Below are 16686 nucleotides of genomic sequence, written 5' to 3'. Positions count from 1 at the left end.
GTACCGCCGCAAAATTGTTGGTGCCGTTGCGGTTGACCCAAGGCGCTGCGGCTCGTGCTGATCCCGGGCGCGGCCGGGTCAGCTGATGAGCTGGACCCGCAGTGTTTCCCGCAGGTGGGCGTCGATGGCCTGCCGCGCGCGCTCGACGTCCTGCTCGGCGAGGGCGTCGAGGATGGCGGCGTGTTCGGTCAGCACGCTGTCCTGTCGGCCGGGGACGTTGGCCAGCGCGATCCGGCCCGCCCGGTTCTGCCGGTCGCGCAGACCTTCGTACGTCCTGGTCAGGATGTCGTTACCGGTCGAGCGCACCAGGGCGTCGTGGAACCGGGTGTCGGCCTCGATGAACTCCCGCGCCTGCCCGGCCGAGCGCAACAGGTGCTGCGCGGCGAGCGCGTCACGCATCTCGGCGACCGGCCCGTCGTGGCACGCGAAGGTGGCGGCGTGCCGTTCGATCACGCCGCGGGCCTCGACCAGTTCGGTGAGTTCGCGGCCGGACATCGGCGCGACGTACGCGCCGCGCTTGGGCACCAGCTCGACGAGTTGCTGGGCGGCGAGCATGAGCAGGGCCTCGCGGATCGGCGTCCGCGACACGCCGAGCTGGTCGGCGACCACCTGCTCGTTGATGAACGTGCCCTGCACCTGCGGGTCCGTGAGCAGCTGGTTCTTGACGAAGTCGTACGCCCGCTCCCGACCGGATAGGCGCATGAATACTCCTTACATACACGTTGTATACGAGTTATGTTAGACCGGTGCGAGTAGCGATGAGTCAGTTCGCCGCGGACACCGATCCCGAGCGGAACCTGGACCACATCAGGACCACGGTCCGGCAGACGGGCGACGCGTCGGTCGTGGTGTTCCCCGAAGCCACCATGGCCAGGTTCGGCATCCCGCTCGGCCCCATCGCGCAACCGCTCGACGGCCCGTGGGCGACCGAGGTCCGCGCGATCGCCGACGAGGCGGATGTGCTGATCGTGGCGGGCATGTTCACACCGAGCCCGGACGGCAGGGTCACCAACACGCTGCTGATCACCGGCCGCGGTGTCGACACGTACTACGACAAGATCCACCTCTTCGACGCGTTCGGGTTCGCCGAGTCGGCGACGGTCGCGCCGGGTGAGCGCATTGTCGTGTCCGAAGTGGACGACGTGACGATCGGCTTCGCGACCTGTTACGACATCCGGTTCCCCGGTCTCTTCCAACGCCTCGCCGACGAGGGCGCGGCGATCACGATCGTGCCCGCGTCATGGGGTTCGGGCCCCGGCAAGCGCGAGCAGTGGGAACTGCTCGCCCGTGCGAGGGCGTTGGACAGCACGACGTGGATAGTCGCGTGTGGACAGGCTGATCCCGTGACGATCGGGCAGGAGCCGTCGGGCAAGGCGCCGACCGGCATCGGGTACAGCACAGTGGTGTCGCCGCTCGGCGAGGTCCGCGGTCAGCTCGGCGCGGAACCCGGCCTGCTCACCGTCGACATCGACACCACCGAGGTGACCGAGGCCCGCAAGATCGTTCCAGTACTGGCGAACAGGAAGTTCTGATGCACGAGTACCCAGTGACCATCACCTGGACGGGCAACAACGGAACGGGAACCTCCGGCTACCGCGACTTCAGCCGTGACCACATCGTCTCGGCGGACGGGCGCCCGGACATCCTGGCCACGTCCGACCCGTCGTTCCGTGGGAATCCGGAGCGCTGGAATCCGGAACAAATGCTCGTCGCCGCACTGTCGGACTGTCACATGCTCTGGTACTTGCACCTGTGCGCCACATCCGGCGTGATCGTCGAGTCCTATGTGGACGATGCGATCGGCTACATGGAAACTGACAAGAGCGGTGCCGGTCAGTTCACGGAAGTCTTGCTGCGGCCGAAAATCGTGATCAGCGGCGGTTCGCTGGACACTGCGCGGGAATTGCACGCGAAAGCGCACGAGATGTGCTTCATAGCACGGTCGGTGAACTTCCCGGTAAAGCACGAACCTCAGGTGGCGAGCTCCAGCTAGCTACGTCACCATGTGGCCTTTCTCAGCAGAAAGGCCCCGGGACCCCATGCCAGGTCAACGCAAGCCGCCCACAGCCAGGGACCGTGCTCTGGGCGCCCAGCTCAAGTCGGTCCGGAACAAGCAGACCACACTGTCGCTGGAGGCAGCGGCCGCTCTGCTGGGTTGGTCGTCGGCGACGATGAGCCGGACCGAGAACGGCAAACGACATATCAGCGCCGAGGACGTGGCAAGCGTGCTGGCGGTGTACAGAGTTCCCGTGACCCAACGCGACGCGTTGGTGCGTCGCGCCAAGTCCATCGACGAACCCGGCTGGTGGTCCCGCCCGTTGCCCGGCGTGCCAGATGAGTTGAGTGTCCTGGCCAGCTACGAAGCCGAAGCTAGAGCGCTCACCGACTGGTCGATCACCTTGATCCCAGGCCTGCTCCAGACATACGAGTACGCCAAGGCCTACATGCGTGATGTGGGCGTCTCGACCGAGGACATGGAGATGTTCTGGATGGCCAGGCTGCGGAGGCAGCAGACCTTGCCGAAGGTGGAATACACGGCCTTCATCGGTGCGGCCGCAGTTCGAACTCCGTTTGGGGGCTGGGATGTGTTGATCGCACAACTCAAACACCTAGTCGAGATGTCCAAGCGTGGCATCGGGATTCGGCTGGTGCCCGAGTACACACCCAGGGCGGGGCTCTATCACCCGTGGTTGTTGTTGGAGTTTCCGGACTCGTCCGCGATCGCGCATGTTGAGCTGTTGCGTGGCGGCATGTTCCTGCACGACCCTGAAGTTGATCGGTATATCGCTCAGCGGGCCAAGTTGCACAAGATAGCCCTTACCACCGCGGAAAGCCGGGATATCCTGGGGAAACTCATCGAACAACGAGAGGGCAGGCGATGACTTACAGCTGGCGCAAGTCGTCCAGGTCCGCTGACCAGACCAACTGTGTCGAGTTGGCCAACACCGGCGCCGTCCGTGACAGCAAGAACCCGACCGGCCCCACCATCACCGTCGACCTGAGCACGCTCCTGGCCGCCATCAAGTCCGGCCGGTTCGATCTCGCGTAGAACCAGCGAGGCCCCTCGTGCCAGTGCACGAGGGGCCTCACTCAACGCTGGAACTCAGTCCTCGGAGCCCTTGTTCAGGCCCTGGGAGATCATGTCCATCACCGACGAGTCGGCGAGCGTGGTCACGTCACCGATCGACCGGTTCTCCGCCACGTCACGCAGCAACCGGCGCATGATCTTGCCGGATCGGGTCTTCGGCAGCTCCGGCACGACCATCACCTGACGCGGCTTGGCGATCGGGCCGATCTCCTTGGCCACGTGGTCGCGCAACGCCTTGACGGCGTCGTCGCCACCGTCGGCGGCGTCACCGCGCAGGATCACGAACGCCACGATGCCCTGGCCGGTGGTCGGGTCGGTCGCGCCGACCACCGCCGCCTCGGCCACGGTCGGGTGCGACACCAGCGCGGACTCCACCTCGGTCGTGGAGATCCGGTGCCCGGACACGTTCATCACGTCGTCGACCCGGCCGAGCAGCCAGATGTCGCCGTCGTTGTCGTACTTGGCGCCGTCACCGGCGAAGTAGAAGCCCTGCTCGGCGAAACGCGACCAGTACGTGTCGCGGTAGCGCTCGTTGTCGCCCCAGATGCCGCGCAGCATCGACGGCCACGGCTTGTCGAGCACCAGGTACCCGCCACCGCCGTGCGGGACTTCGTTGCCCTGGTCGTCGACGACCTTCGCCGAGATGCCGGGCAGCGCGCGCTGTGCCGACCCCGGCTTGGTCGAGGTGACGCCGGGCAGCGGCGAGATCATGATCGCGCCGGTCTCGGTCTGCCACCAGGTGTCCACGATCGGTGCCCGCCCGGCACCGACGTTCTCCCGGTACCAGATCCACGCCTCCGGGTTGATCGGCTCGCCGACGCTGCCGAGCACGCGCAGCGACGACAGGTCGTAGCCCGCTGGGATGTCCTTGCCCCACTTCATGAACGTGCGGATCAAGGTCGGCGCGGTGTAGTAGATGGAGACCTTGTACTTCTGCACGATGTCCCAGTGCCGCCCCTCGTTCGGGGTGTTCGGCGTGCCCTCGTAGACCACCTGCGTCACCCGGTTGGACAGCGGTCCGTACACGATGTAGCTGTGTCCGGTTACCCAGCCGATGTCCGCTGTGCACCAGTAGACGTCGGTGTCGGGCTTCAGGTCGAACACGTTGTGGTGCGTGTACGACGCCTGCGTGAGGTAGCCGCCCGAGGTGTGCAGGATGCCCTTCGGCTTCCCGGTCGTGCCGCTGGTGTACAGGATGTACAGCGGGTGCTCCGAGTCGAACGCCTCCGGCGTGTGCTTGTCGGACTGTTTGTCCACCAGGTCGTTCCACCAGATGTCGCGGCCTTCGGTCCACGCGACCTCGGTGTCGGTGCGCTTGACCACGAGGACGTGCTCGATGGTCGGCGTCTGCGCGACGGCCTCGTCCACGGCGGGCTTGAGCGCCGCCGGCTTGCCGCGGCGGTACTGCCCGTCGGTCGTGATGACGAGCTTGGCCGCGGCGTCCTCGATCCGGGACCGGAGCGCCTCGGCGGAGAACCCGCCGAACACGACGCTGTGGGTCAGGCCGAGGCGGGCGCACGCGAGCATCGAGAAGATCGCCTCGGGGACCATCGGCATGTAGATGGCGACGCGGTCGCCTGCCTGCAGGCCGAGTTCGGTCAGCGCGTTCGCGGTCTTGCTGACCTGCGCGAGCAGGTCGTTGTACGTGATCGTGCGGGTGTCGCCCGGCTCGCCCTCCCAGTGGATGGCGACCTGCTCACCGTGGCCGGACTCGACGTGCCGGTCGACGCAGTTGTAGGCGACGTTGAGCTTGCCGCCGACGAACCACTTCGCGAAGGGAGCGTCGCTCCAGTCGAGGACCTGGTCCCACTTCGTGTCCCAGTGCAGTCGCTCCGCCTGCGCGGCCCAGAAGGCCTCCCGGTCGGCGTCGGCTGCCGCGTACATGTCCGCGCCCGCGTTGGCCGCGGCGGCGAACTCGTCGGAGGGCGGGAAGGTCCTGCTCTCGGTGAGCAAGTTGTCCAGCGCGGGGCCCTGGGACTGCTCGGTCATCTCGTGTGACCTCCTCGAAACGCGAAAACTCGTGATGGCAGTGACCGTAGTGCGACACGCGACGCATTAACAGACCGGGACCGCAAGAGGTCCAGACCATTTACGCCGGATTGGGCCGCGGAGCGGCTGTCGAACACCAGCCGGTCAGGGATAGTGTCTGCGCGTGACCGATCCGTTGGGCCCGCTGCTGGACCTCCCCGGCATCACCGAGGCAGTGCAGTCCGCACGCGAGAGCATTGACGCCGTGCACAAGCACCCGGCGAACCGCCGCGGCTGGCCGACCACCGCGGCCGAGGCGTCCGTCCGAGCCGCGCGCTCGTCGGCCTACCTGGACGGCGGGAACCCCGAGATCCCCGAGGACGGCGAAGTAGCCGACCCGATACTCGCAGGTGCGTTGCGCGTCGCGGAGGCCATCGGACCCCTGCTGCCCGTCTGGCAGCGCGCGCCCCTGCAGGCCCTGGCCCGGCTGCACCTGCTGGCCGCGGCGGACCTGGTCCCGGCGGCCGAGGACGAACGGCTGGGCCGTCCCCGCCACGCCCAGGGCGTGGCCGGACGCCTGGACCTGCTGGCCAACCTGGTCACCGGCGCGACCGCGGCACCAGGTCCGATCCTGGCGGCGGTGGTCCACGGCGAACTGCTGACGCTGGCCCCGTTCGGCCTCGCCGACGGCGTGGTCGCCAGGGCCGCGGCCCGGATGACGATCATCGGCACCGGCCTGGACCCGAAGGGCCTGACCGTGCCGGAGGTGGCGTACCTGCGCCGCCCCGAGCGCTACCGGGAGGCAGCCGAGGGCTTCGCGAGCGGCAAGCCGGACGGCGTACGCGAATGGGTCCTGCTGTGCTGCGAGGCGTTCCAGACCGGTGCGAAGGAGGCACTGGCCATCGCGGACTCCGCCAACACCTGACCCCGCCACCCCCGAATTTTTGTGCAACCAATGTGGCCTTTGTTGCGTTTTTCGCAACAAAGGCCACATTGGTTGCACAAGTGTCACACGATGGTGTGAACGGCGTAACGACTGACCGGCCTGTGTGGAATTCACAGGTAGCCGGACGGTCGCCGAAGGACGAACCGGTACTGGATCAGGTTCTCGATGAGGGTCATCTGCACGGTCGTTCTGCTGCTTGCCGTCGTGAGTGCTTGTGCCGTACCGGATCGCACGATCGCGCCCGCGCCGAGCATCCCGACGATGCCGGATCCGCCGTCCACGGCGGAGAACCCGGTGAGCACGCCGTCGGCCGCGTCGATGCCGTTGGAAAGAGCGGGAACGACCACCACGACATCGACATCGACACCGACCACCACGCCGACGCGGCAGCCCTCGGCGCCACCGCCGTCATCGTCACCGTCATCGGCGAGGTTCGAGTACAAGAACTGCGCCCAGGTGCGAGCCGCGGGCAAGGGGCCGTTGCGCCGCGGTGACCCCGGCTGGGCGGACTACCTCGACACCGACGGCGACGGAATCGCCTGCTACCCGAAGAAACGCTGAACCGTACTCAGTGGACCGGACTACCTGGCGGCCGCGCCCAGCATGTCCAACGCGTTGCGGACATGGCCGTTGGTCTCGCTCAGCGCCTTGGCCGCGCGCTCGGAGTCAGCGCCGGAGAGTAGGTGCACGAGCGCGACCTTCAGATCGCCGTTCGCGGACGTCAACGCCTCGGCGCACTCCTGCAGGCTGTAGCCGGTCGCCTCACGCAGGATCCGCAGCGTCCGGCCGCGCAGCTTGGCGTTCGTGGCGCGCATGCTCACCATCAGGTTCGAGTACGTGCGCCCGAGCTTCACCATCACGGCGGTCGAGAACGCGGTGAGCACGAGCTTCTGCGACGTGCCCGCCTTCATCCGCGTCGACCCGGAGATCGCCTCGGGGCCGGTGTCCACCGCGATCACCACGTCCACATCGGCCGTCCGCGCCGAGATCGGGTTGTTGGACACCAGGCCCGTCCCCGCGCCCAGCCGCCTTGCCGCCGAAAGCGCTCCCAGCACGAACGGAGTGCGGCCCGACGCGGTCAGGCCGAGGACGAAATCCCCGGCCTCCGCTTCACGGGTCAGCAACGCGGCCCCTGCCGCCGCGTCGTCCTCCGCGTTCTCCACGGCTGTGCGCAACGCCTTGGTGCCGCCCGCGTGGTGGGCGACGAACCAGCCGGCCGGAGCGTTGAACGTCGGCGCGAGCTCGGCCACGTCCAGACTGGCGAGTCGCCCGGACGTGCCCGCTCCGACGTAGTGCACCCGGTGTCCCTGGCGCAGCGCCTCCGCTGCCAGGTCGACGGCTTCCGCCAGCTGCGGCAACGCCTCCGCCACGGCGGACGGCACGAGCCGGTCCTCCGCGTTGATGGCGCGCAGAACCTCGAGCGTGGGCAACGTGTCCAGCCCGGTGGTTCTCGGGTTTCGGCCCTCAGTCGGAGAGTCGACGTAGACCGCTTGCTGGGGAACCGTCATCGCCGTCCTGGTGCTCTCATTTTCCGGTGTCGCGGGTCTTTCGGCGTCCGTCCGGCCGGGTCTCCAGCCGGTGCGGACCAACCGCGTCCCGCGTGGCTTCCAGTGCGCCCATCGCCGACGGCAGGTGCCGTTGTGCCACTCCGATGAACAGGCAGTCGATCACCGTCAACTGGGCGATCCTGCTGGCCATCGCGCCGGAGCGGAACGTGGTCTCCCGTGCCGCGGTGGTCAACACGAGGTCGGCCACTTCGGTGATGGGGGAACGCGGGAAGTTCGTCAACGCCACGGTTGTGGCGCCGCGTTGCCGCGCGGTGCGCAGCGCTTCGACTGTGTCGGTGGTCGCCCCGGTGTGCGAGATGCCGACCGCGACATCTCCCGAGCCGAGCACCGCCGCCGACGTGAGCATGATGTGCGTGTCGTTCCACGCGAAGCTCACCCGGCCGATCCGATGCAGCTTCTGCTGCAGGTCGAGCGCGACGAAGGCGCTCGCGCCGACGCCGTAGACGTCGACCCTGCCCGCCGCCGCGATCACGTCGACGACCTGGTGCAGTGTGGCGATTTCCAGCTGGTCGGCGGTTTCCTCGACCGCGCGGGCGTCAGCGAAGGTGACCTTGCTGACGACCTGGGCGAGGTCGTCCTCCGGGCTGATCTCGCCGCCGAGGTCGCGCTCGGCGCGCGCCTCCGTGCGAGCCGTGTCCGCGGCCAGCGCGATGCGCAGCTCGGGATACCCGCCGACGCCGATCGCCTTGCAGAACCGGGTGACCGTGGTCTCACTGGTGCCTGCCGCGTCGGCGACTTCGGTGATGCTCCGGCGTGCGACCGACGCCGGGTTGTCGAGGACCACCTTGGCGACTCGCTGCTCCGCACGGGCCAGGCCCGGCAGCAGCGACCTGATGCGTACGAGCGGGCTGTTCTCAGCGCGTTCGTCAATCATCTCCGCGGTGCTCACGTGGGAAACTTACTAACAGTTACGGGATCCGACAAGGTCACGGCTAGACCTCCTGACGCAACGACACCCAAACGTGTCCGAAACTTGAACCTGCAACCACTGGGGCTTGCGTGGGAAATCGCAGGTAATGGGGGTGTCGTTAGCAAACTTTATCATCGGATTCGACGATCCCAGCCTTGCGAATCGAGCGCGGTTGGTTGTTTTTCACCGTCAAGAAGTATTCGGCTACCCTCGGTGATTTTGATGTTGTCCAATAACACCCCGCGCCCGGTGAGGGTTCTGTCCGTACTGAAACGCCATCGCAAGAAGATCTTGTCGAACGTCGGTACCTCGGACCGGACATTCCACCAGGTCCGGTGCCCTGCGCCGGAAAGATGGGATGACAGGCCGGCGGGCGCGCCAGGCCCCCGCGCGGCGACCGGGACCGCTTGCCACGACAGGCCGTCACCGCTCGACTCCAGAACGAGGTGGTCGGAAATTTCTGTGTCGACGAACGTGTCGAACGTAACCCGGATGGGTGTACCCCGCGTCCGGAGCTCCCGTGTGGACAGTGTGGCTGTGCTCAGATTGCCGATCCCCGTGTACCACGCGTCACGACCGTGTCGCGGTCGGACAGCCAGTGCCTTGGCCATCCCGGTCGCCAGCGTCTCGCGCGCCGGGTTGATGGATCCCCAGTTGCGCGACACGTGAACCCTGTTGGACAACAGGATCGCGATGGAACGGGACTGCAGGTCGAGCACGAGTGTCGTGCCCGTGTACCCGGTGTGGCCCGCGGTCGCCGGGCCGCTGAGCCCTCCCATGTAGAACCTTCGGTCCAGTTCGAAGCCCAAACCGTGTGCGTTGCCAGGGAAGTTCGTCGTGTAGTCGGTCAGCATCGCCCGCACGGTCTGCTGCTTGAGGATCCGCTTGTGGGCATAAATGCCGCCATTGATGAGACTTTGGGCGAGGATCGCCATGTCGCGCGCGGTCGAGAAGATGCCCGCGTGCCCGGAGACGCCGCCGAGTGACCACGCGTTCTCGTCGTGTACTTGTCCCCGAACGATTCCGCGCGGCGGGGCGGACTGGTACTCGGTCACCGCGATCCTGTCCAGTTTGGACGCCGGTGGGTTGTAACCGGTGTCGGTCATCCCGAGCGGACCGGTGATGCCTTTGCTGACAACGTTGTCCAAGGTGGACCCCGTCAGTCGCTCGATCATCACGCCAAGCGTGATCAGATTGAGATCTGAATACTCGTACGTGGAGCCCGGCACGTACTTCGGCGCTATGTCCATCACGCCCTTGATCCGGGTCGCCTTGTCCGGGTACATGCTCCACAGCGGGATGAACGCCACCAGGCCGGACGTGTGGATCAGCAGTTGCTTGACCGTGATCCCGGCCTTGCCGTTCACGCCGAACTCCGGCAGATACCGGGAAACCGGCGCGTCGACGTCCACCTTGCCCTGCTCGACGAGCTGCATGACCGCGATCGACGTGAACAGCTTGCTGATCGAGGCCATGTCGAAGATCGTGTCGTCACGCATGGGAACACGCTGTTGTGCGGGCAGTTCGGTCCCGGCGGCATCGGAATACCGCAGTGCGTAACCGGATGCTGACCGGCTGACGACGACGCCTTCGTGCGCCAGCAGCGTGACCACGCCGGACATCAGCGGCTTGGCCACGGGCGGCGACGTCGGGTTGGTCCGCGTCCACTCGTCGATCTGCTTGAGCGCGGCGTCGATCGGCGCCCGGTCCAGGCCGGCCTGCTCGGGCGTGCCGTCGCGCAACTGGGTCCACGGGGCGGCGAAACCCTGCCTCGGCCGGTCGAACCGGCCCGAGTCACCGCCGTGCGCCTCCGCGGACACCGCACCGGTCGCTGTCATGCCGACCATCGTCAGCGCCAGCACCGTTCGACGAAACATGGGGTCACCTCACCGATAGATCAGGTGTTGCCTGCGCCGCTGACGGAACTCTGCCAGTTCGCGCTGCCACGCCCCGGTGATCTCGGCGACACCGGCGCCCGCGTCGATCATCGTGCGCAGCCTGGCCGAGCCGGAGAGCAGGTCGATCATCCTGTCCGGCCGCCACCCGAACAGCGCGGGGTAGAGCCGCTTCACGGTCACCAACATGGTGACGGCCGTCAGGATCGGGTCGAACGATTGTTCGTCGGTCACGTGCAGCTGGACGCCACCGCAGGTCTTGCCGACGAACTTGTTGAACGTCGGCACGAAGTAGTTCTCCCGGAACCGCACGCCGGGCAGGTTCTGCCTGGTGAGCTCCTCGGCCCAGCGCCAGTCGATGTCCGGCATGCCGATCATCTCGAACGGCCTGGTCGTGCCCCGCCCCTCGGACAGCAGGGTGCCTTCGAACAGGCACGTTCCCGGGTAGACCAGTGCCGTCTGCGGCGTGGGCATGTTCGGGCTCGGCGGCACCCAGTCCAACCCGGTTTGGGCGAACAGTGCGTCCCGGTGCCAGCCCCTGACCGCGATCACGTCCAGTTTGGACAACCGGCGACCGCCGGTGTCGGCTGGCAGGAACTCCGCGTCGAAGAACTTCGCCAGCTCGCCCGCGGTCATCCCGTGCTGCTGGACGATCGGCTTGCGGCCGACACCGGACGCGAACGCGGGGTCGAGCATCGGCCCGAACGCCTTGCCGCCGACCGGGTTCGGCCGGTCGAGCACGACGAACGACGCGCCCGTCTCGACCGCGGCCACCATGGCCGTGTACATCGACCATATATAGGTGTAGAAGCGGGCGCCGACGTCCGCGATGTCGAAAACGACCGTGTCGACTCCGGCTTTCCGGTACATCTCCGCGAGTTTCGCAGCCGTTATGCCGTATGCGTCATACACCGGAACCTTGGTGCGCGGGTCGGTATAACTACCCTCGGAACCACCGGCTTGTGCCGTGCCGCGGAATCCGTGCTCGGGGCCGAACACCGCCACCGGCGCCATTCCAGCGGCCACGAGCGAGTCCACGATGTGCGTCCGGTCCCGGAGCACACCTGTCGGGTTGGTCAGCACGCCGACCTTGCGCCCCGCGAACTCACGCCAGCCGTGTTCGGCCAAGCGGTCCGCACCGGTCGTGACCCCGCGGCCCCGCTGCTCCTCCTGGGCCTGGGCCGTTGCCGGGCTCGCGGCGGCGACCACCGCCGCGGGCGCCGCGGCCAGCAGGCTCCGTCGACTCACCATGTCAGTCCCGTCCCGAACGGGAAGAGGACACCGGTGGAGTCGGCGTTGGGCACGTTCACGGGCAGCTTGCCCTTCGGGGCGACCTTGCCGGTGATGACCTTGGCCAGCGACGCCATCGAGACGTCACGCCACGCGTACGTGGTGATCCACGTGGGAACGTCGACGAATGCCGGGTCGTACGGCACCTGCGAGGCCACCGCGATCACGGGCTTGCCGGTCTGCTGCAGCCTGGTCAGCAGGGCGCGCTGCGACGCCGACGTGCGCAGGCCGTTGGTCAGCACGATCACGAGGTCCGATCCGTTCGCCGCCGCGACCGCCTGGTCGATCTGCGCGGCCGTCGGCGCTGCGCCCGTGGACAGCGCTGTCGCGCCGAGTTCCTTGGCCAGAGCGGCGACGGGCTCGGCGGGCTTGCCGGGGAACGCCGGGTTGTTCCAGCCGGTGACCAGGACCTTGCCGGGCAGCGTCCTGACCGGCAGCAGCTTGGCGTCGTTGCGCAGCACGGTCACCGTGCGGTCGCTGATCCGCTGGATCTCGGCCAGGTTCTGCTTCGTGCCCACCTCACGCGGCAGCGCGCGCTCGTCGGCGAACGGCTTGAGGAAAACGCCACGCTTCCACTTCTGCTTGAGGATTCGCAGCACGCTCTGGTTGATGCGGTCCTCGCTGATCCGGCCGCTGCGCACGGCGTCGAGCACCGCGCCGATCGTGGTGTCCAGGCTCGGCGGCATCAGCATCTGGTCGACGCCCGCCTCCAGCGCGAGCACCGGGATGTCGGTGTCCGGGTGCATCTTGCGGATGCCGTCCATCGCGAGCGAGTCGGTGACGATGACACCGTCGTACTTCAGTTCGGTGCGCAGGATGTCGGTCATGAACTTCTTCGACAGCGTCGCGGGTTCCTTGGACGGGTCGACGCTCGGCACCGTGATGTGCGCGGTCATGATCGAGTCGATGCCCGCCGCGATCGCGGCCTTGAACGGCGGCAGGTCGACCTTGCGCCACTGGTCCTCGGTGCGGTCGATCTGGGGCAGGCCGTAGTGGCTGTCGTCCTTGGCGTCGCCGTGCCCGGGGAAGTGCTTGGCCGCGGCGGAAACGGTGTCACCGGGCCACCCCGCCCGCTGGTACCCGGCGATCTGGGCGGACACCATCTCACCGGCCAGCGTCGGGTCGGACGAGAAGGACCGGGCGGCGATCACGGGGTTGAGCGGGTTGGAGTTGACGTCCGCGGCCGGTGCGAAGTTCTGGTTGATGCCCATCGCGCGCAGCTCGTGCCCGCTGATGGCGGCCAACCGCTTGGCGTCCTCCGGTTTGCGACCGGCCCCGACGGCCATCGCGCTCGGGTACTCGCTGGCAGGCGACACGACCCGGGTGACGTTGCCACCCTCCTGGTCGATCGAGATCAGCAACGGGATGTGCGCACCGGACGTGAGGGCCGCGCGCTGCAGGCCGTTGGAGAACCGCGTGAGCTGCGCCGGGTCGTCGACGTTGTCCGTGCCCGCGTTGTTGAAGTAGATGACGCCGCCGACGTGGTAGCGCTGCACGACCTGAGCGGGCGTGTCGACGCCGTAGCGCTTCTTGTTCTCGGGGTGCGCTTCGTCAGCGGACTTGCCCCAGACAGTCGCGACGAACAGCTGCCCGACCTTCTGCTCGAGAGTCAGGTGCCGCAGAGCGGCGGTTGCCCAGCTCGACATCGCATCCATCTCGGGTGCGGCTGACGCGGGCGTGGCGACCGTGGCCAACGCCGTGACGGCGGCCAGAGTCGGGGGGATCCAACGACGTGACACCTCTGCCTCCCTGGAGGCGTAAGATTCTTACCGAGTTGACGCTTCAATCGGTAAGTTACCCACGTCGCTCGAGGGAAGCCAAGAGCCAAACGGCGGTGTTTACCGCTTATGACCACCTGGCCTGGTCCGATCCACGCTACCCGCCCAGACCCGGCCGGGCGTGTTGCCCACCGAGAAGCGAATGCCGGTCAAGCCAAACCCAAGGTGCTGGTCGAAACCCAAAGCAACCAGCGCTGGGTCAGAAGGAGCTCGCACCGTGGGGGGGGTTTGGGGGGCTCGGCCCCCCAACAAAAAGCGAGGCGACCTGGGGAAGGTGCCAAAGGCACCGAACACAGGCCGCCGTCGCCGAGCGCGGACGTCTCGGGTTACCAAGCGTGCAACTCACGTCGTACTCACTGGGCCTCGGCGCCCGGCGTCCCGGTACGCAGTCCCTTGACGACAAGCCTCCCGCGGCGTGCTGCGCGTGGGTGCCCGGAGTCCGCGCACGGAGCTCTGTCAGGGTGGACCAAGCTTCTCTTCGTTTGGTCCCTGGCTGTTCAGAGGTCCGCACTAACTTTGTACCTAGTGAGCGCGGTCACTTCAAGGGCACGGACGGGTGCACCGGTACAGAGTCTTTAAGCGGTAGATCAACACGGGGTGTGTCGAACGGCGTACGAGTAGCGGGCGGGCGGCCGTCCGCGCTACCTCCGACCGGGCTATCGACGTCCCCCACATGGTTGGCTACTTTCGCCTGCGCCGCCTGATCCCGTACCACGTCGCGCCTGCCGCCGCCGCGACGCCGAGGCTGGCGGCGGTGATGGCCACGGTCGTGCCGGACGGCATCTGGATCCGGGAGCGCAGGGGCACCGGCTTGGAGAACGCGAGCACCGGCCAGCCGCGCTCGGTCGCCAGCTTCTTCAACACCCGGTCGGGGTTCACGGTCGCCGGGTGTCCCACCACATCGAGCATGGGGATGTCGGTGCTCGAATCGCTGTACGCGTAGCAGGCCGAGAGGTCGTAGTTCCGTTCGGCGGCCAGTTGTTTCATCGCCACGGCCTTGTTCTCGCCGTAGCAGTAGAACTCGATCTCCCCGGTGTAACGGCCCTGATCGGCGACCATTCGGGTGCCCGCGCAGTCGGTTGCTCCGATCATGCGGGCGATCGGCCGCACGATCTCCTCGCCCGAGGCGGAAACCACGACGACGTCGTGTCCCTGGTTCTTGTGGTCGGTGATCAGTTCGGCCGCCTCGGCGTAGACCAACGGATCGACGATGTCGTGCAGCGTCTCCTCGACGATGGACCGGACTTGTTCGATGTCCCAGCCCTCGCACAACGCGGTGATATGGGCACGCATCCGCTCCACCTGGTCGGCGTCCGCGCCGGATTGCATGAAGACGAACTGGGCGTACGCGCTCTTCAGCACGGCGCGGCGGTTGATCAGCCCGCCGTGGAAGAACGGGCGGCTGAAAGCCAGCGTGCTCGACTTGGCGATGACCGTCTTGTCCAGGTCGAAGAACGCGGCGACCCGCTTCGGCGCATCGGTCATAAGCCCAGCATATGCCCTGCCTGGTGAGGTCGAGCATGGCCGGTGTGCATAAGACACACCAATAAAAAGCTGTATCCGTGACCACGAGCGCGTGGGAAGGAGATACAGTAAGGGCGTCCGGTCTTCGACACCGGACCGGTTCAGTCCGACCCCCCGGGACTGAACCTTTTGACGACCCCCGTCCCTCCCCCCTGGCGGGGGTCGTCCCTCATTCACGGCCGCCGTGCGAACCCCGATCAGCTGCGCCGATGTGTTCTACGGTCGAGTAGGATCGTCTCCGTTGTCGAAAGATTTGTTGCACGACAACATTTTTCCGGCGTTCGAAGTGTGGTCGGCGGGGCGCTGGGTGTTCGCAACGTCACCGGGGTGTGACTCCGAGCATTCAGCCGGTCGGGGCGGCGCAATCCCCGTCTACTGTGGACGAAAACGGCCGCATTGTGTTGATACGTTCCAATGTTGTCCGCGCCGGTTGGCATAGCCGGAATGGATCCGCGCGCGTATACCACAAATAGCCAAGAGGAACCCTCGAACAACCCCGGAACCGGCGGCCTTGTCCACAGCCACTCCACTTGTCCACAGCCGGCCACCGTCCCATTGCACCCCCCACCGCCAAGCGAGAGCGTGGAAAGCGTCGGGCACAAGCCCGAAAGCCGAATCCGGGGGTCCACGATGTCCGAGAACCGTCCGCTCGTCCTGGCCGACAACGAGGCCGTGCTCGACGAGTTGCTCCGCCTCGCCGCCGCGGCTGGCTGCGATCTGCGGCGAGTGCCCGACGTTGCGGCAGCCAGATCACTGTGGTCCGACGCGCCGCTCGTCCTGCTCGATCCGGCGGGGGCCTGCGCGGCGCTCACCGACCGGTTGCCGAGGCGGGCCGGAGTCATCGTCGTTTCCCTGGGCAGCAGCACAATCACCACTCTGCAAGCCGCCGTCGGGCTCGGCGTCGAGCGAGCCGTCGAGCTGCCCGCGGCCGACACCTGGCTGACCGAGGTGATGGCCGACGCCGCGGAAGGACCGCCTGGCCCGCCGGGCAGGGTGATGGCGGTGGTCGGCGGCCGAGGTGGCGCGGGCGCTTCGGTGTTCGCCGCGGCCGTGGCCAGGGCTGCCGACCACGCGGGCCACCGGGCGATGCTCGTGGACTGCGACCCGCTGGCAGGTGGCCTCGATCTGGTACTGGGTGCGGAAAGCCAGAAAGGACTGCGCTGGCCGGAGATGAACGTCAAAGGCAGGGTCGCGGCCTCGTCGCTGCGAGACGCGCTGCCGGGCAGCGGAAGACTGAAAGTGGTCTCGGGCGCGAGAAGGGGGTTCGCCCCGGAGCCGGACGCGGTGACAGCGGTCATCGAAGCGGCCAGACGCGGCGGCGACGTGGTTGTCTGCGACCTGCCTCGTACCCCCTCGGCGTCCGCGAGCGCGGCGCTGGACCTGGCGGATCTCACCGTGCTGGTCGTCCCCGCGGAACTGCGCGCGTGCGCGTCGGCGGCGCTGGTCGCGGAGCGCCTGAAAGAGCGCGGCACGACCGCACAGGTCCTGGTCCGCGGCCCAGCCCCGGGCGGCCTGACGGCGGACGACGTGGCCGAAGCCGTGAACCTCCCCCTGCTGTCCTGGATGCCCCACCAACGCGGCCTGGCCACAGCCCTGGAACGCGGCGAGTTCACCGCCAGGCGCGGTCCGCTGAGTGGTGCCGCCCGCCGAGCGCTGCAGACCCTCGGCATCGAATGGCAGGTGGCCTCCTGATGCCAACCGCAAGAACGCGCTGGTTAC

Annotated in this window: 16 protein-coding genes; 7 read left to right on the top strand and 9 right to left on the bottom strand. The window is 67.4% G+C overall.

Annotated elements, in window-relative coordinates; all coding sequences use genetic code 11:
• Nucleotides 1-78 precede the first annotated feature (78 nt).
• Nucleotides 79-702, bottom strand: a complete 624-nt coding sequence (locus ALI144C_RS29625; protein ID WP_076990440.1) for a GntR family transcriptional regulator — start codon at nt 700-702, stop codon at nt 79-81.
• Between the two features lie 44 nt (nt 703-746).
• On the opposite strand from ALI144C_RS29625, the gene ALI144C_RS29620 reads away from it, so the two are divergent.
• Genes ALI144C_RS29620 through ALI144C_RS29605 form a run of 4 tightly spaced genes read left to right on the top strand, consistent with a single transcriptional unit; the run spans nt 747 to nt 3049 of the window.
• Nucleotides 747-1532, top strand: a complete 786-nt coding sequence (locus ALI144C_RS29620) for a carbon-nitrogen hydrolase family protein (RefSeq protein ID WP_193441236.1) — start codon at nt 747-749, stop codon at nt 1530-1532.
• Nucleotides 1532-1993, top strand: coding sequence for an OsmC family protein (locus ALI144C_RS29615; protein ID WP_076990438.1), 462 nt, complete (start codon nt 1532-1534; stop codon nt 1991-1993). Before ALI144C_RS29620 ends, ALI144C_RS29615 begins: the two co-directional genes overlap by 1 nt.
• Nucleotides 1994-2003: 10 nt before the next feature.
• A complete protein-coding gene (locus ALI144C_RS29610; RefSeq protein ID WP_083753482.1) occupies nt 2004-2882 on the top strand; it encodes a DUF5753 domain-containing protein in 879 nt (292 codons plus the stop codon).
• On the top strand, nt 2879-3049 hold the full coding sequence (locus ALI144C_RS29605; protein WP_076990436.1) for a DUF397 domain-containing protein: 171 nt from the start codon (nt 2879-2881) through the stop codon (nt 3047-3049). The genes ALI144C_RS29610 and ALI144C_RS29605 overlap by 4 nt, the downstream gene beginning before the upstream one ends.
• 54 nt (nt 3050-3103) lie before the next feature.
• On the opposite strand, the gene acs is transcribed toward ALI144C_RS29605, so the two are convergent.
• Entirely contained in the window at nt 3104-5077 is a 1974-nt protein-coding gene (gene acs / locus ALI144C_RS29600) for an acetate--CoA ligase (RefSeq protein WP_076990435.1), read from the bottom strand.
• Nucleotides 5078-5240: 163 nt separating this feature from the next.
• Here acs and ALI144C_RS29595 point away from each other — a divergent pair, with 163 nt between their 5' ends.
• Nucleotides 5241-5981 (top strand): oxidoreductase, encoded by a 741-nt coding sequence (locus ALI144C_RS29595; RefSeq protein ID WP_076990434.1) that lies wholly within the window; start codon nt 5241-5243, stop codon nt 5979-5981.
• Between the two features lie 131 nt (nt 5982-6112).
• On the opposite strand, the gene ALI144C_RS57790 is transcribed toward ALI144C_RS29595, so the two are convergent.
• The gene (locus ALI144C_RS57790) at nt 6113-6445 is read right to left on the bottom strand and encodes a hypothetical protein (protein ID WP_237774370.1); all 333 of its coding nucleotides are present in this window, start codon (nt 6443-6445) and stop codon (nt 6113-6115) included.
• A 13-nt stretch (nt 6446-6458) separates the two neighbouring features.
• Here ALI144C_RS57790 and ALI144C_RS57785 point away from each other — a divergent pair, with 13 nt between their 5' ends.
• The gene (locus ALI144C_RS57785) at nt 6459-6563 is read left to right on the top strand and encodes an excalibur calcium-binding domain-containing protein (RefSeq protein ID WP_237774369.1); all 105 of its coding nucleotides are present in this window, start codon (nt 6459-6461) and stop codon (nt 6561-6563) included.
• 20 nt (nt 6564-6583) lie between these two features.
• Here ALI144C_RS57785 and ALI144C_RS29580 read toward each other — a convergent pair whose 3' ends face one another.
• From ALI144C_RS29580 to ALI144C_RS29555, 6 genes are all read right to left on the bottom strand, one after another.
• Nucleotides 6584-7510 carry an N-acetylmuramic acid 6-phosphate etherase gene (locus tag ALI144C_RS29580; RefSeq protein WP_076990432.1) on the bottom strand — a complete coding sequence of 309 codons (927 nt, stop codon included), beginning with the start codon at nt 7508-7510 and terminating at the stop codon, nt 6584-6586.
• 16 nt (nt 7511-7526) lie between these two features.
• Nucleotides 7527-8444, bottom strand: coding sequence for a MurR/RpiR family transcriptional regulator (locus tag ALI144C_RS29575; protein WP_076990545.1), 918 nt, complete (start codon nt 8442-8444; stop codon nt 7527-7529).
• Nucleotides 8445-8611: 167 nt separating this feature from the next.
• Nucleotides 8612-10357, bottom strand: coding sequence for a serine hydrolase domain-containing protein (locus tag ALI144C_RS29570; RefSeq protein WP_076990431.1), 1746 nt, complete (start codon nt 10355-10357; stop codon nt 8612-8614).
• 9 nt (nt 10358-10366) lie between these two features.
• Nucleotides 10367-11626, bottom strand: a complete 1260-nt coding sequence (locus ALI144C_RS29565) for an exo-beta-N-acetylmuramidase NamZ family protein (protein ID WP_076990430.1) — start codon at nt 11624-11626, stop codon at nt 10367-10369.
• Entirely contained in the window at nt 11620-13320 is a 1701-nt protein-coding gene (locus ALI144C_RS29560) for a glycoside hydrolase family 3 protein (protein WP_083753509.1), read from the bottom strand. Before ALI144C_RS29560 ends, ALI144C_RS29565 begins: the two co-directional genes overlap by 7 nt.
• Before the next feature lie 804 nt (nt 13321-14124).
• Nucleotides 14125-14928: an HAD-IB family hydrolase gene (locus tag ALI144C_RS29555; RefSeq protein ID WP_076990428.1), complete on the bottom strand. Its 804-nt coding sequence runs from the start codon at nt 14926-14928 to the stop codon at nt 14125-14127.
• Nucleotides 14929-15597: 669 nt separating this feature from the next.
• Here ALI144C_RS29555 and ssd point away from each other — a divergent pair.
• Nucleotides 15598-16659, top strand: coding sequence for a septum site-determining protein Ssd (gene ssd, locus ALI144C_RS29550; RefSeq protein ID WP_076990427.1), 1062 nt, complete (start codon nt 15598-15600; stop codon nt 16657-16659).
• Nucleotides 16660-16686 lie beyond the last annotated feature (27 nt).

The organism is Actinosynnema sp. ALI-1.44 (assembly GCF_001984155.1).
Lineage (GTDB): Bacteria > Actinomycetota > Actinomycetes > Mycobacteriales > Pseudonocardiaceae > Kibdelosporangium.
Note: the sequence above shows the minus strand (reverse complement) of the source record. Positions and strands in the feature narration are given on the sequence as shown.

What these genes read in the sequence shown, in the direction of transcription:
- ALI144C_RS29625 (WP_076990440.1), bottom strand. Translation starts at nt 702, where the DNA reads ATGCGCCTATCCGGTCGGGAGCGGGCGTACGACTTCGTCAAGAACCAG.
- ALI144C_RS29615 (WP_076990438.1), top strand. Translation starts at nt 1,532, where the DNA reads ATGCACGAGTACCCAGTGACCATCACCTGGACGGGCAACAACGGAACG.
- ALI144C_RS29610 (WP_083753482.1), top strand. Translation starts at nt 2,004, where the DNA reads ATGTGGCCTTTCTCAGCAGAAAGGCCCCGGGACCCCATGCCAGGTCAA.
- ALI144C_RS29605 (WP_076990436.1), top strand. Translation starts at nt 2,879, where the DNA reads ATGACTTACAGCTGGCGCAAGTCGTCCAGGTCCGCTGACCAGACCAAC.
- acs (WP_076990435.1), bottom strand. Translation starts at nt 5,077, where the DNA reads ATGACCGAGCAGTCCCAGGGCCCCGCGCTGGACAACTTGCTCACCGAG.
- ALI144C_RS29580 (WP_076990432.1), bottom strand. Translation starts at nt 7,510, where the DNA reads ATGACGGTTCCCCAGCAAGCGGTCTACGTCGACTCTCCGACTGAGGGC.
- ALI144C_RS29575 (WP_076990545.1), bottom strand. Translation starts at nt 8,444, where the DNA reads ATGATTGACGAACGCGCTGAGAACAGCCCGCTCGTACGCATCAGGTCG.
- ALI144C_RS29570 (WP_076990431.1), bottom strand. Translation starts at nt 10,357, where the DNA reads ATGTTTCGTCGAACGGTGCTGGCGCTGACGATGGTCGGCATGACAGCG.
- ALI144C_RS29565 (WP_076990430.1), bottom strand. Translation starts at nt 11,626, where the DNA reads ATGGTGAGTCGACGGAGCCTGCTGGCCGCGGCGCCCGCGGCGGTGGTC.
- ALI144C_RS29560 (WP_083753509.1), bottom strand. Translation starts at nt 13,320, where the DNA reads ATGGATGCGATGTCGAGCTGGGCAACCGCCGCTCTGCGGCACCTGACT.
- ALI144C_RS29555 (WP_076990428.1), bottom strand. Translation starts at nt 14,928, where the DNA reads ATGACCGATGCGCCGAAGCGGGTCGCCGCGTTCTTCGACCTGGACAAG.
- ssd (WP_076990427.1), top strand. Translation starts at nt 15,598, where the DNA reads ATGTCCGAGAACCGTCCGCTCGTCCTGGCCGACAACGAGGCCGTGCTC.